The sequence below is a fragment of the Achromobacter sp. genome (assembly GCF_057314935.1).
In genome coordinates, this window is sequence record NZ_DBHKZA010000072.1 from 1 (window position 1) to 13850 (window position 13850).

At 66.8% G+C, this 13850-nt stretch carries 13 protein-coding genes; 7 read left to right on the forward strand and 6 right to left on the reverse strand.

Features of this window, described 5'->3' with window-relative positions:
- From ACO6D5_RS22925 to ACO6D5_RS22935, 3 genes are all read left to right on the forward strand, one after another.
- On the forward strand, window positions 1–230 hold a 230-nt coding region (locus ACO6D5_RS22925; RefSeq protein WP_485826645.1), incomplete at its 5' end, for a phosphate acyltransferase.
- On the forward strand, window positions 211–1440 hold the full coding sequence (locus ACO6D5_RS22930; protein WP_411431416.1) for a patatin-like phospholipase family protein: 1230 nt from the start codon (window positions 211–213) through the stop codon (window positions 1438–1440). The genes ACO6D5_RS22925 and ACO6D5_RS22930, both read left to right, overlap by 20 nt.
- On the forward strand, window positions 1437–1904 hold the full coding sequence (locus ACO6D5_RS22935; RefSeq protein ID WP_006222736.1) for a barstar family protein: 468 nt from the start codon (window positions 1437–1439) through the stop codon (window positions 1902–1904). The genes ACO6D5_RS22930 and ACO6D5_RS22935 overlap by 4 nt, the downstream gene beginning before the upstream one ends.
- A gap of 77 nt (window positions 1905–1981) precedes the next feature.
- Here ACO6D5_RS22935 and ACO6D5_RS22940 read toward each other — a convergent pair whose 3' ends face one another.
- Window positions 1982–2713, reverse strand: a complete 732-nt coding sequence (locus ACO6D5_RS22940; protein WP_315846195.1) for a 16S rRNA (uracil(1498)-N(3))-methyltransferase — start codon at window positions 2711–2713, stop codon at window positions 1982–1984.
- Window positions 2714–2730: 17 nt separating this feature from the next.
- Window positions 2731–3153 carry a hypothetical protein gene (locus ACO6D5_RS22945; protein WP_485826646.1) on the reverse strand — a complete coding sequence of 141 codons (423 nt, stop codon included), beginning with the start codon at window positions 3151–3153 and terminating at the stop codon, window positions 2731–2733.
- 228 nt (window positions 3154–3381) lie between these two features.
- Between ACO6D5_RS22945 and tkt the strand changes: the two genes are divergently transcribed.
- The 3 genes from tkt to ACO6D5_RS22960 all read left to right on the forward strand — a co-directional run bounded on the left by tkt (window position 3382) and on the right by ACO6D5_RS22960 (window position 7731).
- Window positions 3382–5418, forward strand: coding sequence for a transketolase (gene tkt, locus ACO6D5_RS22950; protein ID WP_485826647.1), 2037 nt, complete (start codon window positions 3382–3384; stop codon window positions 5416–5418).
- 15 nt (window positions 5419–5433) lie between these two features.
- Window positions 5434–6444, forward strand: coding sequence for a type I glyceraldehyde-3-phosphate dehydrogenase (gap, locus tag ACO6D5_RS22955; protein WP_006221200.1), 1011 nt, complete (start codon window positions 5434–5436; stop codon window positions 6442–6444).
- Between the two features lie 93 nt (window positions 6445–6537).
- Window positions 6538–7731, forward strand: a complete 1194-nt coding sequence (locus ACO6D5_RS22960; protein WP_315527727.1) for a phosphoglycerate kinase — start codon at window positions 6538–6540, stop codon at window positions 7729–7731.
- 77 nt (window positions 7732–7808) lie between these two features.
- Here ACO6D5_RS22960 and ACO6D5_RS22965 read toward each other — a convergent pair whose 3' ends face one another.
- Window positions 7809–8792: a tripartite tricarboxylate transporter substrate-binding protein gene (locus ACO6D5_RS22965; RefSeq protein WP_315527725.1), complete on the reverse strand. Its 984-nt coding sequence runs from the start codon at window positions 8790–8792 to the stop codon at window positions 7809–7811.
- A gap of 287 nt (window positions 8793–9079) precedes the next feature.
- On the opposite strand from ACO6D5_RS22965, the gene ACO6D5_RS22970 reads away from it, so the two are divergent.
- Window positions 9080–10768 carry a SulP family inorganic anion transporter gene (locus ACO6D5_RS22970; protein WP_315527723.1) on the forward strand — a complete coding sequence of 563 codons (1689 nt, stop codon included), beginning with the start codon at window positions 9080–9082 and terminating at the stop codon, window positions 10766–10768.
- A 17-nt stretch (window positions 10769–10785) separates the two neighbouring features.
- On the opposite strand, the gene fabI is transcribed toward ACO6D5_RS22970, so the two are convergent.
- The 3 genes from fabI to ACO6D5_RS22985 are packed head-to-tail and all read right to left on the reverse strand — an operon-like array spanning window position 10786 to window position 13717.
- Window positions 10786–11559 carry an enoyl-ACP reductase FabI gene (fabI, locus tag ACO6D5_RS22975; protein ID WP_485826648.1) on the reverse strand — a complete coding sequence of 258 codons (774 nt, stop codon included), beginning with the start codon at window positions 11557–11559 and terminating at the stop codon, window positions 10786–10788.
- A complete protein-coding gene (locus tag ACO6D5_RS22980; protein ID WP_006222745.1) occupies window positions 11556–12740 on the reverse strand; it encodes an acetate/propionate family kinase in 1185 nt (394 codons plus the stop codon). Before ACO6D5_RS22980 ends, fabI begins: the two co-directional genes overlap by 4 nt.
- A gap of 32 nt (window positions 12741–12772) precedes the next feature.
- On the reverse strand, window positions 12773–13717 hold the full coding sequence (locus ACO6D5_RS22985) for a phosphate acetyltransferase (protein WP_006222746.1): 945 nt from the start codon (window positions 13715–13717) through the stop codon (window positions 12773–12775).
- Between the last annotated feature and the right edge of the window lie 133 nt (window positions 13718–13850).

Here is a 13850-nt window from a genome sequence, read left to right on the forward strand (position 1 = left end):
TGCCGTCGTCCACCTTGAAGGGCGAAGCGAACCTGCTGGTGTGCCCGAACGTGGATTCCGGCAACATCGCCTACAACCTGCTCAAGACCGCGGCCGGTGGCAACGTCGCGGTGGGCCCGTTCCTGCTGGGCTGCAATGCGCCGGTGCACATCCTCACTTCCAGTTCCACCGTGCGCCGCATCGTCAATATGACCGCGATGACTGTGGTCGATGTCAACACGCCACGTTGAAGTGAGTCCGGCCGGCCCGGCGTGCCCACGCACGCCGACCGGCCTGGTCCTGACCGGAGGCGGCGCTCGCGCCGCCTATCAGGTGGGGGTGCTCAGCGCCATCATGGAGCTGCTGGACCCCGACTGGCATTCCCGGTTCCAGAACCCCTTCGACATCATCTGCGGCACGTCCGCCGGCGCGATCAACGCCGCCGCGCTGGCCTGCCGCGCCGACCGGCCCCACCTGGGGGTACGGCGCATCCGGCGCCTGTGGTCGTCGCTGAACACCGACATGATCTACCGGGCCGACGCGCCCGGCCTGATCCGCACGGGCGTGCGCTGGCTGGGCCTGCTGGCCCTGGGCTGGATGTATTCGGGGTTGACGCGCAAGCGGCCCCAGTCCCTGCTGGACAATAGCCCCATGGAGGCGCTGCTGGGCCGGGTGCTGGACTTCCGCAACCTGCAATCCAATCTGGAACGGGGTTCGCTATCGGCGCTGGCGATCACGGCGTCGGGCTACACCAGCGGCGAGCATCTGACCTTCTACCAGGCGCACACCCCCATCGAGCCCTGGCACCGCTATCTGCGCCTGGCCATTCCGACGCCGATCGGCATCGACCACCTGATGGCCTCGTCGTCCATTCCCTTTGTCTTTCCCGCCCGCCAGGTGCAGGTGCACGGCAAGGGCGAATGGTGCGGCGACGGGTCGATGCGCCAGTTGGCCCCGATCAGTCCGGCCATCCACCTGGGCGCGCACCGGGTGCTGGTGATCGGCACGGGGTTCCGCGACGACACCCACCCCGAGCATCGCGCGGATTCGCCGCCGTATCCCTCGCTGGCGCAGGTGGGCGGCCATGCGCTGTCCAGCATCTTCCTGGACGGGTTGTCCGTGGATGTCGAGCGCCTGGAGCGCATCAACTACCTGATGGACCATGCGACGCCGGACGGCACCCAGGTCAATGTCAGACGCATCCAGGTGCTGACGATCACGCCCAGCCAGTCGCTGGACACGATGGCGCTGGAGCATCTGCAAGATATGCCTGCGCAAGCACGTGCCCTTTTTCGCGTACTCGGTGTATCGTCCGATCCACACCGTCCAGGAGGCGGGGCGCTGATGTCCTATCTTCTATTCGAATCCAGCTACACCCGACGATTGATCGAACTGGGTTATGCCGATACGATGCAGCGTAATGACGAAGTGATCGCCTTTTTCAAGGAGGCTCAGGCATGACGCGCAATGGCCAATCTACCTTGCAGAAGCAGCTGCTGCGGGGCGGGGCGCTGCCTCATGAAGGGCTGGACAAGAAGGCCGTGGTGGATGCTTCCCATGAGCTGGGTCTGGCGCTGTTCGTCGCCAATTGCGACCCGGCCCGCAGCCGTTCTGCGGTGTTGCGCGCCATCGTCAAGGCGGTGGACTTCCCCGAGTACTTCGGCGGCAACCTGGATGCCCTCTACGACTGCCTGTGCGACACGGTGCTGGACCACAAGACCGGCGTCGTGCTCTGGCTGTACCGGCTGCATTCCGGCGATCCGGTGCTGGAAGAGGATGCCGCCCGCATTGAAACCGTCTGCTCGGACGCGGCCGATTTTGCTCGCGAAAATGGCCGCATCTTTGCGTTCGTCATTGAGCATGCGGGCAAACACCCGGATCCTGAGCCCGGCGTCGCGGCAGCCCCCTACGGCGAAAACGATTGAATTGAGGACTGCCCGGGCGCCCGGGATGACCCGCCCGACTGCGGCGCGCGGCGGGCGCATGGCCCGGCAGGTGGCGATTACCAGCCGCGCAGCGCGCTGACGGCCGACAACAGGGCCAATCCTGCGGTTTCGGTGCGCAGCACACGGGGGCCGAAACGCACGGCCTGCACGCCCGCCTGGCGGGCTTGCTCCAATTCCTTGTCCGACCATCCCCCCTCGGGGCCCACCAGTAGGCTGAGCGCCTGCGCGTCGGGTTCGGCCCGAAGTTTGCCGGCCAGATCGTCAGCCGCGTCCGGGTGGCACAACAGGCGCAGGCCATCCGCGGGCTGCGCCAGCCAGTCGGCCAGCGATTGGGGCGCGTCGACTGCCATCAGGCGGTTGCGGCCGCACTGTTCCGCGGCGGATTGGGCGATGCGTTGCCAATGCGCCACGCGCTTGTCCAGCCGGGCACCCGACAGTTGCAGCACGCTGCGTTGCGCCGCGATGGGGCTGACGCGGGCGGCGCCCAGTTCCACGGCTTTTTCCACTACCCAGTCCATCTTGTCACCGGTGGGCAGACCCTGCACCAGCGTGATGCGGCCTGCCAATTCGGCTTCGTGGGGATTGAAGTCGCCCAGTTGCGCGAAGCCCGCCTTGCCGTCGATATCCAGCACGGCCGGGTACTCGCCGCCCTGGCCATTGAACAGCACGACGGTTTCACCGGCTTTCAAGCGCAGCACGCGCAGCGCGTGGTGGGCCAGGGCTTCCGGCAGGGCGATTCGGGTGCCGGCGGCAAGCGGGGCGTCGCAGTAGAAACGGGGGGCGGACATGGGTGGAGCAAAAAGCGTTAACGGAGCGCGTAGCCTACCACCTTGACTCCCCATTCGAAGAAGGTCGGCGCGCTGGACGCGAGGTTGAGTCCCAGCAGGGTCAGGAAGCCTACCGTCATTTTCTTGTCCAGGCGCAGGACGTGGGCGCTCAGGTCGGACAGGTCTTCGTGGGTGGCGAAGCGCTTGAGCTCTTCGCGGTTGGGCAGTTGCGCGATCTGTTTGCGGATTTCGGCGAGCTCCTCGCGTCGCGCAAGCGGGGCGACGGCCGCCGCCAAGTCATTGCGCCATTCCTGCCGGAGCTTGGCGGCAAGTTCGGTTTCGCCCTTGATTTGCGCGTGTTCCAACGCCCGCGCCACGGCAATCGCCCGCTCTTCGCCCAGGGCGGTGCGTAGCGCCATGATGCCTTCGACAGGGATAGTCAGATTGAGCATGAGGCTCATGGTAGGAGGCTCCAGGGCTGATGTCAGGGCTTTATCCTGAATGTCGGACCCCTTTCCCGCAATTGTGGACGCCACGCTGACATTTCTCCCGGGGAAACGCCTGTTTACATCAAGCTTAAGGGCGATGGCGTGAGGGAAATCCCCTGATGCTAAAATCGTCTGCTTCGCAACCTACTCAACTGGCCCCTATATTCCCTGTGGGCGTGCCAGCTTCAAAGAGCCTTCCGAATGAGCAATCCGACCGCCCCTAAACTTGCCTTGGCGGATGCCATCCGCGCCCTCGCGATGGATGCCGTGCAACAAGCGAACTCCGGGCATCCGGGCGCACCCATGGGCATGGCGGAAATCGCCCAGGCCTTGTGGACGAGCAACCTGCGTCACAACCCGAAGGATCCCGCCTGGGCCAACCGCGACCGCTTCGTGCTGTCCAACGGCCACGGCTCGATGCTGATCTACGCCTTGCTGCACCTGACGGGCTACGATCTGCCGATCGAAGAACTGAAGAATTTCCGCCAGCTGCATTCCAAGACGCCGGGCCACCCCGAAGTGGGCATTACCCCGGGCGTGGAAACGACCACCGGCCCGCTGGGCCAGGGCCTGGGCAATGCCGTGGGCATGGCGTTGGCCGAAGCGTTGCTGGCTGCTGAATTCAACAAGCCCGGCCACACCATCGTCGACCACCACACCTACGCCTTCACCGGCGACGGCTGCCTGATGGAAGGCATCTCGCACGAAGTGTGCTCGCTGGCCGGCACGCTCAAGCTGGGCAAGCTGGTCGTGCTGTACGACGACAACGGTATCTCCATCGACGGCCACGTCGAACACTGGTTCGCCGACGACACCGCCAAGCGTTTCGAAGGCTACGGCTGGAACGTGATCCGTGGCGTCGACGGCCACGACGTCGCCGCCGTGGACGCCGCCATCAAGGCCGCGCGCTCGCAATCGGAAAAGCCGACGCTCGTCATCTGCCGTACCGTGATCGGCAAGGGTTCGCCCAACATGGCCGGCACGCACAACGTGCACGGCGCGCCGCTGGGCAAGGACGAGATCGCCGCCACGCGCGCCGCGCTGGGCTGGTCGGCTGAACCGTTCCAGATCCCGCAAGACGTGTATGACGGCTGGGATGGCCGCAAGTCGGGCGCCGCGGCCCAGGCCGAATGGCAATCCGCGTTTGACGCCTATACCGCCGAATTCCCCGCCGAAGCCGCTGAGTTCACGCGTCGCATGAAGGGCGAGATGCCCGAGGGCTACGCCGACCAGTTCAAGGCGTTCCTGGCTTCGACCCTGGAAAAGGCCGAAACCGTCGCTACCCGCAAGGCCTCGCAGTTCGCCATCGGCGCGCTGGCGCCGGTGCTGCCGGAAATGCTGGGCGGCTCGGCCGACTTGACCGGCTCCAACTTCACCGACTGGAAGGGCGTTGCCGCCGTCCGCGCCGGCGACAAGGGCATCCAGTTCGGCCGCCACATCAACTACGGCGTGCGCGAATTCGGCATGGCCGCCATCATGAACGGCGTGGCCCTGCACGGCGGTTACCTGCCGTTTGGCGGCACGTTCCTGACGTTCTCGGACTACTCGCGCAACGCCATCCGCATGGCCGCGCTGATGAAGCAGCGCGTCGTGCACGTGTTCACGCACGATTCGATCGGCCTGGGCGAAGACGGCCCGACCCACCAGTCCATCGAACACGCCGCCAGCCTGCGCCTGATCCCCAACCTGTCGCTCTGGCGTCCTTGCGACACGGCCGAAACCGCCGTGGCCTGGAACGCCGCCGTGACCCGCCCGACCAGCATCGGCATGGACGTGCACGACGGCGGCCCGACGGCCCTGTTGCTGTCGCGCCAGAACCTGCCGTTCGTGCCGCGTGACGCCGCCACCGTGGACGCCATCGCCCGCGGCGGCTATGTGCTGCGCGACGCCGAAGGCGCCCGCGCCGTCATCATCGCCACCGGCTCCGAAGTTGCCATCGCGCTGGATGCGCAGGCGCAACTGGCCAAGGAAGGCGTCGCCGTGCGTGTGGTCTCCATGCCCAGCACCGACGTGTTCGACCGTCAAGACGCTGCCTGGAAGCAATCCGTGTTGCCCAAGGGCCTGCCGCGCGTGGCGGTGGAAGCCGGCGTTACCGCCTTCTGGCACAAGTACGTGGGCCTGGAAGGCGCCGTGGTCGGCATCGACCGCTACGGCGAGTCCGCTCCGGCCGGCGCGCTGTTCAAGTTCTTCGGGCTGACCGCCGACAAGGTGGCCGAGACCGTCAAACAGGTTTTGTAAAAAAGGAGCTTAGTCATGACCATTCGCGTCGCCATCAACGGTTACGGTCGCATCGGCCGCAACATCCTGCGTGCCCACTATGAAGGTGGCAAGAAGCACGATATCGAAATCGTCGCCATCAACGACTTGGGCGATCCCAAGACGAACGCGCACCTGACGCGCTACGACACGGCCCATGGCAAGTTCCCGGGCACCGTCGAAGTCGACGGCGACTTCATGGTCGTCAACGGCGACAAGATCCGCGTGCTGGCCAACCGCAACCCGGCTGAACTGCCCTGGGGCGAGCTGAAGGTCGACGTCGTGCTGGAATGCACGGGCTTTTTCACGACCAAGGAAAAGGCCGGCGCGCACATCAAGGGCGGCGCCAAGAAAGTCATCATCTCGGCCCCGGGCGGCAAGGATGTGGACGCCACCATCGTGTTCGGCGTGAACCACGGCGTGCTGAAGTCGACCGACACGGTCATCTCGAACGCTTCGTGCACCACCAACTGCCTGGCCCCGCTGGTCAAGCCGCTGAACGACAAGCTGGGTCTGGAAAACGGCCTGATGACGACCGTTCACGCCTACACCAATGACCAGGTCCTGACCGACGTCTATCACGAAGACCTGCGCCGCGCGCGTTCGGCCACGATGAGCATGATCCCCACGAAGACCGGCGCTGCCGCCGCCGTGGGCCTGGTGCTGCCGGAACTGAACGGCAAGCTGGACGGCTACGCCATCCGCGTCCCGACCATCAACGTGTCGCTGGTCGACCTGTCGTTCGTGGCCAGCCGCGACACGACCGCCGAAGAAGTGAACAGCATCCTGAAGGCCGCCTCGGAAGGCGAACTGAAGGGCATCCTGGACTACAACACCGAACCCCTCGTCTCGGTGGACTACAACCACAACCCGGCTTCCAGCACCGTTGACGCGTCGCTGACCAAGGTCTCGGGCCGTCTGGTCAAGGTCTCGTCCTGGTACGACAACGAGTGGGGCTTCTCGAACCGCATGCTCGACACCACCGTCGCGCTGATGTCGGCCAAGTAAGCAACACGGTCAGTCCAGAGGGGACGGATTTGTTTTCCGCGAAGGCGGAAAATGGGTTCGTCCCCTTTGTTCGCCCATCGTAGGAATTCAACTATGTCCAAGGTCAATACCCTGTCCGCGCTGGCCAAGTCCGGCGCCCTGTCCGGCAAGCGCGTGTTCATCCGCGCCGACTTGAACGTGCCGTTCGACGACGCCGGACGCATCTCCGAAGACACGCGCATCCGCGCGTCGGTGCCCGGCATCCGCCTGGCGCTGGACGCCGGCGCCGCCGTGATGGTCACGTCCCACCTGGGCCGCCCGAAAGAGGGCGTGCTGACCGAGGCCGATTCGCTGGCCAAGGTCGGCCAGCGCCTGTCCGAACTGCTGGGCATGCCCGTTCAGCTGGTGCGCGACTGGGTCGATGGCGTCCAGGTCGATCACGGCCAGGTCGTGCTGCTGGAAAACTGCCGCGTGAACGTCGGCGAAAAGAAGGACGACGAAGCGTTGGCCAAGAAGATGGCCGCCCTGTGCGACGTTTACGTCAACGACGCGTTCGGCACTGCCCACCGTGCGGAAGCCACCACGCACGGCATCGCGCGCTTCGCGCCCGTGGCCTGCGCCGGCCCCTTGCTGGAAGCCGAACTGGATGCCCTGGGCCGTGCGCTGCACGAACCCAAGCGCCCGCTGGTCGCCATCGTCGGCGGCTCCAAGGTGTCGACCAAGCTGTCCATCCTGCAATCGCTGGCCGACAAGGTCGATCAGCTGGTGGTGGGCGGCGGCATCGCCAATACCTTCCTGCTGGCTGCCGGCCTGCCGATCGGCAAGTCGCTGGCCGAGCCCGATCAGGTCGAGCAGGCGCGCGCTGTCATCGACATCATGAAGCAACGCGGCGCCGCCGTGCCGATTCCGGTTGACGTGGTGTGCGCCAAGTCGTTCGGCGCGGATGCCGAAGCCACCGTCAAGGCGGCAACCGACGTGGCCGACGACGACATGATCCTGGACATCGGCCCGCAGACCGCGGCGCAGCTGGCCGAGATCCTGAAGAAGGCGGGCACCATCGTCTGGAACGGCCCCGTGGGCGTGTTCGAGTTCGACCAGTTCGCCAACGGCACCGAAGTGGTGGCGCGCGCCATCGCGGAATCCGACGGCTTCTCGATCGCGGGCGGCGGCGACACCTTGGCCGCCATCGCCAAATACGGCATCGGTGAACAGGTCGGCTACATCTCGACCGGCGGCGGCGCGTTCCTGGAGTTCCTGGAAGGCAAGACCCTGCCGGCCGTGGCCGTGCTGGAAGCCCGAGTCTCCTGATGCGCCGCTCGCGCGACACCCGGTAGGATGGGTGTCGCGCTGCACCCATCCTGCGACGGCCGCTGTTTGCGGTTTCCTTATTCCATCTTGGCGCCCGAGATCTTCACGATCTCTGCATACCGCGCAATTTCAGACTGAATGAACGCGCTGAATTCCTCCGGCGTTTGCCCGGCCGGCACCAGCGCGCCCATGGCTTCCATCCGCTGCTTCACTTCCGGGGTGGCCGTGACCGCGTTGACTTCCTTGTTCAGGCGCTGCACCACGTCCGCCGGGGTGCCGGCGGGGGCGACGATGCCGTACCAGGCCGACGCGTACATCTTGGGGACGCCCGCTTCGTCGAACGTGGGCACGTCCGGCAGCGCCGGCAAACGCTGGCGCGAGGCCACGGCCAACGCGCGCAGGGCGCCGGCCTGGACCTGGGCGAGCGACCCGGTGTCCAGCATCATGTCCACCTGGCCCGCCAACAGATCGGACACCGCGGGGCCGCTGCCCTTGTACGGGATGTGCAGCACATCCGCGCCCGTCAGGTGCTTGAACATCGCGCCCGCCAAATGCTGCGACGAGCCCACGCCGCCCGATCCGTAGTTCAGTTTGCCCGGCTCGGCGCGGGCTGCCGCCACCAGGTCCGCGACCGACTGGAACTTCGATTGCTTGGGGACTTCCAGGATGTTTGGAATCTCGGCCACGAAAGCGACCGGCGCGAAATCCTTCGCGGCGTCGAAGCCCAGGCGCGAATACAGGTGCGGGTTGGCGGCGTTGGTGGAGCTGGTGGCCATCAGCAGGGTGTAGCCGTCAGCCTTTTCCCGCACGAAGGCTGCCGTGCCGATGTTGCCGCCGGCGCCGGCCTTGTTGTCGACGATCACGGTCTGGCCCAGGCGTTCGGTCAGGCGCTGCGCCAGCAGGCGGCCCAAGGCGTCCGTCGCGCCGCCAGGCGGCCAGGGCACGACCAGTTTGATGGGGCGCTCGGGATAGGTTTGCGCGTGGACGGCAGGGGCGATGCCGGCGGCAAGCGCGGCCAGCACGAACACGCGGCTGGCGCGCCGCAGGAAGGCGAAGGACATGGAGTCTCCAGAAGTGCCGGCCCTTGATGCCGCGCGTCGCAGGGGGCGCGGCGGCGGGCCGTGTCGGTGTACAGGCGCGGCGTGTGGCCGCTTTTCTTATGTGGGCGACTCTACGCAAACTGCCGGCCCTAAAAAAGGGATAAATAATCACCAATCTTCATTCCAAAAAGGAATAAAAAGCGGCGTACGTTTGATTCAGGACGGTTTTGCGCGCCCCGCCTTGGTGTAGGCTTGGCGGATATCCCGCGCATTGCGGAAATCCTTCTATCAGGTCGGCTTGCAGCACCATGATTCCACGTTTTTTCCCTGGCCTGAATAATTTCCGCGGCATCACTCGGGAGTCGGCGCGGCGCGACGTCATGGCCGGCCTGAGCGTGGCGGCGGTCGCCCTGCCGGTGGGCCTGGCCTACGCGGCGATGATGGGCGTGCCGCCCGTCGCCGGCCTGTGGGCCGCCATTGCCGGCATGCTGGGCTACGCGCTGTTCGGCTCGTCGCGCACGCTGATCGTGGGGCCGGATACGGCGACCTGCACGCTGATCGCCGCCACCCTGACCGGCATGGCGCTGACCTCGCCCGAAGACCGGCTGGTGGCTGCGACGGGCATTGCGCTGACCGTGGGCGTGGGTTGCCTGGTTGCTCGGGTGCTGCGGTTGGGCGTATTGGCCAATCTGCTGTCGCGCCCCGTGCTGATCGGCTACATGGCGGGCGTGGCGATCACGCTGGCGCTGTCCCAGCTTAGCGGATTGACGGGGGTGGGGCTGCGCAACAGCGGCCTGATCCATCCCTTCCTGGAACTCGGCCGACGTCTTCCGGAAATCCAGATCCCGACCCTGTGCCTGGGGCTCGCGTCCTGCTTGCTGCTGGTGGCCGTGAAGCGCTGGCGGCCGACCTGGCCCGGCCCCATCCTGCTGGTGGTCGGCGGTTGCCTGCTGTCGTGGATCTTCGATTTTCCCAACCTGGGCATCGCCGTCGTGGGCGAGGTGCCCGCCGGCCTGCCGGGGCTCAGCCTGCCCGTGCGGCTGGAAGGGGTGGACAGCATCCTGCTGGGCGCGGCGGGCGTGCTGGTGGTCAGTTTTTCCAGCGGCATCGTGACCGCGCGCAGTTTCGCCGCGCGCACGGGCGAACACGTCGACCCCAACCGCGAACTCGTCGGATTCGGCGCGGCCAATGTGGCGGCGGGCCTGTTCCAGGGCTTTGTCGTGACGGGGGCGGATTCGCGGACCGCGGTGGGGCTGGTCGCAGGCGGTTCATCGCCGCTGGTCAGCGTCAGCGCAGCGGTCGCCCTGGCGGTCGTCGTGGGTCTGCTGAGCGCACCCCTGTATTGGTTGCCGCAGGCGGTGCTGTCCGCCATCCTGCTGCTGGCGGCCGCCAGCCTGTTCGACGCCAAGGCCTTCATGCGCCTGGCCCGCATTTCACGGATCGAGCTGGCCTTCGGCATCCTGGCCGCGGTGGGGGTGGTGGGCTTCGGCGTGCTGCAGGGCGTGGCTGTCTCCGTGGGCGCGACGCTGCTGTACGCCATGTACGTGTCGGGCAACCCCCGTGATGCGCTGCTGGGCCGGCTCCCTGGGGAATCGGTGCTGGGCAAGCTCCACTTGAATCCCGATGCGCAACCGGTGCCGGGCACCGTCGTCTGGCTGTTCGAGTCGTCGGTCTGGTTCTTCAATGCGGACGCCTTTCGCCGCCGCGCGCGCGAGGTCATGGATCAGGCGAGGGACGTGCAGTGGTTCGTGCTGGACGCCGAAGCGATGACGCAGGCCGATGCCGATGCGGTCGAAGCGCTGTACGAGCTCAAGCGCGAACTGGACGATCGCGGCATCACGCTGCTGGTCGCGGGCGGCCACGGCCAGTTCCGCATGGCGCTGGAACGTTCGGGGCTGGTCAAGAAGATCGGCCGCGACAAGATCTTCGGCAGTCCCGAGCAGGCGGTGGAAGCCATCGAGCGCTGGCGCCAGGGCGCGCCGGCCACGCTGGCCTAGGGCGCGTTGATCCGCCCTTAGTCGATGATGTGATAACCGCCGTCGATGTATAACGTCTGCCCGGTCATGAGCCGGGCGGCGTCGGTGGCCAGCCAGGCTGTGGCCTCACCCACGTCGTCGATCGACACCAGGCTGCGCGCCGGGGCTTTGGATTGGGCGCGATCCAGCAACGCGTCGAACTCGGCAATGCCGGAGGCCGCGCGCGTTTTCAGCGGCCCCGGCGATATGGCATGCACGCGGATGCCTTGCGGGCCCAGTTCCGCAGCCAGATAGCGGGTGGCGGATTCCAGGGCGGCCTTGACCGGCCCCATCATGTTGTAGTGCTCCACCACCATCTGCGAGCCGTAATAGCTCATGCAGAAGAGGGCGCCGCCATCGGGCATCAGCGGCTCGGCCAGTTTGGCCATGCGGATGAACGACCAGCAGGACACGTCCATCGCTTGCAGAAAGCCTGCGCGCGAGCAGTCCGTCACGCGGCCATGCAGGTCGTCGCGGGGGGCAAAGGCAATCGAGTGCAGCACGAAGTCCAGCCCGCCCCAAAGGTCCGTGACGCGGACGAACACGGCTTCAAGTTCGCCTTCGTTCAGCAGGTTCAAGGGCATCAGCAGCGATGCGTCCACCTGTCGCGCCAGAGGCTCCACATGCGGCAGGGCCTTGTCGTTCAGGTAGGTCACGGCCAGTTCGGCGCCCAGGGCGCGAAAGGCCTTGGCGCATCCCCAGGCGATGGAATCCGTGTTGGCGATGCCGGTGACGAGCCCGCGCTTGCCGGCCAGCGGAAGGTGCGCGCTCATCGTTGACGCACCAGCGCCAGCGTGTGCTGGGCGATGATCAGCTCTTCGTTCGTGCGGATCACGTACACGCCGATGCGGCTGTCGTCGCTGGAGATGCGCGGCCCGTGATGGGCGTTGCGTTCGGGGTCCAGCTTGATGCCCAGCCAGCCCCAATGGTCGGCGACCGCCTGGCGGATGTCGGCGGAATTCTCGCCGACGCCGGCGGTGAAAACGATGCCGTCGATGCCGTTCATGGCGCAGCCCAGGCCGATCATGCCTTCGGCCACGCGCCAGGCGAAATACTTCAACGCCAACTGGGCCGATGGCGCGTCGCTGGCCAGCAGTTCGCGCATGTCGTTGCTGATGCCGGACAGGCCTTTCATGCCGCAGTCGTGATAGAGCAGGTGCTCGATCTGGTCGTGGTCCATGCCGCGTTCCATCATCCACAGCACCACGCCCGGATCCAGCCGGCCGGGCCGCGTGCCCATCGGCAGGCCTTCCAGCGCGGTGAATCCCATTGTGCTGTCGACGCTCTTGCCTTCATGCATGGCGCAGGCGGACACGCCCGAACCCAGGTGCGCGGCGATGATCTTGCCCATCGCGAGTTCGGGCAGGGCCTGGCGCAGGCGCTGCGCGATGTATTCGTAGGACAGGCCGTGAAAACCATAGCGGCGCACGCCTTCCTGGTACAGCGATTCGGGCAGCGCGTAGCGGTCGGCCACGTCGGAGTGGCTGCGGTGAAACGCCGTGTCGAAGCAGGCCACCTGCGGAATCCAGGGCCGCCTCTCACGGATCACGCGGATGGGCGCCAGGTTGTTGGGCTGGTGCAGCGGCGCCAGCGGCGTGAACGTGTCCAGCTTGGCCAGGATCGCGTCGTCGATCAGGACGGGTTCGGACAGGTCGGGGCCGCCATGCACGACGCGGTGCCCCACCGCCAGTGGCGCGCCGCCCAGGTGGCCGCTCAGCCAGGTTCCGACGACTTCCTGCCCGTTGGGCACGTCTGGCGCGTGGCTGGGCGCTATGTCGCGTTCCACCAGGGTTTTGCCCGCGGCGTCGCGCACCCGCAGTTTCGGATGCGAGGTGCCGATGCCTTCCAGCTGGCCGCCCAGGCGCGGCGCCAGCTCATGCTTGTCGTCGATGTCGTACAGGTAGAACTTGATGCTGGAACTGCCGGCGTTGATGACGAGGATGGTGTCGCTCATGGCTCTGGGATCCGGTAGCGTGGGGGCGGGCGTCAAGCCAGCGGGCGGGCGGCTTGCTGGCTCAGGTGGTGGGCATAGATCGCCGCCACCGCGCAGGAAGCCAGGCGCGAGCGCGGACTGTCGGCGCGGCTGGTCAGGATGATGGGCACGCGCGCGCCCAGCACGATGCCCGCCGCTTCCGCGTTGGCCAGGAACGTCAGGTTCTTGGCCAGCATGTTGCCGGCCTCCAGGTCGGGCACCACCAGCACCTGGGCCACGCCCGCCACCGGCGACCGGATGCCCTTGATGCGGGCGGCGTCCGGGCTGATCGCGTTGTCCAGCGCCAGCGGGCCGTCCAGCAGGCCGCCGGCGATCTGGCCGCGGTCGGCCATCTTGCACAGCGCGGCGGCTTCGATGGTGCTGGGGATGTTGGGCGTGACCTGCTCGACGGCCGACAGGATCGCCACGCGCGGTTCACCCAGGCCCAGGCCGTGGTGCAGGTCGATCACGTTGCGGATGATGTCGGCCTTGGTTTCCAGGTCGGGGAAGATGTTGATGGCGGCGTCCGTGATGAACAGCGGCTCCGCGTAGGTGGGCACCTCCATGATGAACACGTGGCTGATGCGGCGGCCGCTGCGCAGGCCCGTCGTGCGCGCGACCACTTCGTGCATCAGTTCATCGGTGTGCAGGCTGCCCTTCATCAGCAGGGTGGCCTCGCCGTTGCGCACCAGTGCCACGGCGGTCTCGGCGGCGGCATGGCTATGCGGCACGTCCACGATGCGGGCATCGCCCAGGTTCAGCTTGAACTGGGCGGCCGTGTCGCGGATCTTCTTTTCCGGGCCCACCAGGATGGGATGCAGCAGCCCCAGGTCGCGGGCTTCCAGCGCGGCCGACAGCGAGGGCTCGTCGCACGGGTGGGCGATGGCGCAGAAGGCCGGCTCCAGCGTCTGGGCGCGCGCGATGAGCTTGTCGTAATGCGTCGAGGTGGGCAGGGTCATGCGGTCTTGGCCTTGGCGGATTGACGGGCTGCGGTCTTGGTGGCGCGTTTCGCAGGGGACGAAGTGGCGGCCTTGGCCGCGTTCTTGCTGGGGGTCTTGGTTGCCGGCTTAGCGGCCGTCTTGGTCGCCGCCG

What these genes read in the sequence shown, in the direction of transcription:
- ACO6D5_RS22930 (WP_411431416.1), top strand. Translation starts at nt 211, where the DNA reads ATGTCAACACGCCACGTTGAAGTGAGTCCGGCCGGCCCGGCGTGCCCA.
- ACO6D5_RS22935 (WP_006222736.1), top strand. Translation starts at nt 1,437, where the DNA reads ATGACGCGCAATGGCCAATCTACCTTGCAGAAGCAGCTGCTGCGGGGC.
- ACO6D5_RS22940 (WP_315846195.1), bottom strand. Translation starts at nt 2,713, where the DNA reads ATGTCCGCCCCCCGTTTCTACTGCGACGCCCCGCTTGCCGCCGGCACC.
- ACO6D5_RS22945 (WP_485826646.1), bottom strand. Translation starts at nt 3,153, where the DNA reads ATGAGCCTCATGCTCAATCTGACTATCCCTGTCGAAGGCATCATGGCG.
- tkt (WP_485826647.1), top strand. Translation starts at nt 3,382, where the DNA reads ATGAGCAATCCGACCGCCCCTAAACTTGCCTTGGCGGATGCCATCCGC.
- gap (WP_006221200.1), top strand. Translation starts at nt 5,434, where the DNA reads ATGACCATTCGCGTCGCCATCAACGGTTACGGTCGCATCGGCCGCAAC.
- ACO6D5_RS22960 (WP_315527727.1), top strand. Translation starts at nt 6,538, where the DNA reads ATGTCCAAGGTCAATACCCTGTCCGCGCTGGCCAAGTCCGGCGCCCTG.
- ACO6D5_RS22965 (WP_315527725.1), bottom strand. Translation starts at nt 8,792, where the DNA reads ATGTCCTTCGCCTTCCTGCGGCGCGCCAGCCGCGTGTTCGTGCTGGCC.
- ACO6D5_RS22970 (WP_315527723.1), top strand. Translation starts at nt 9,080, where the DNA reads ATGATTCCACGTTTTTTCCCTGGCCTGAATAATTTCCGCGGCATCACT.
- fabI (WP_485826648.1), bottom strand. Translation starts at nt 11,559, where the DNA reads ATGAGCGCGCACCTTCCGCTGGCCGGCAAGCGCGGGCTCGTCACCGGC.
- ACO6D5_RS22980 (WP_006222745.1), bottom strand. Translation starts at nt 12,740, where the DNA reads ATGAGCGACACCATCCTCGTCATCAACGCCGGCAGTTCCAGCATCAAG.
- ACO6D5_RS22985 (WP_006222746.1), bottom strand. Translation starts at nt 13,717, where the DNA reads ATGACCCTGCCCACCTCGACGCATTACGACAAGCTCATCGCGCGCGCC.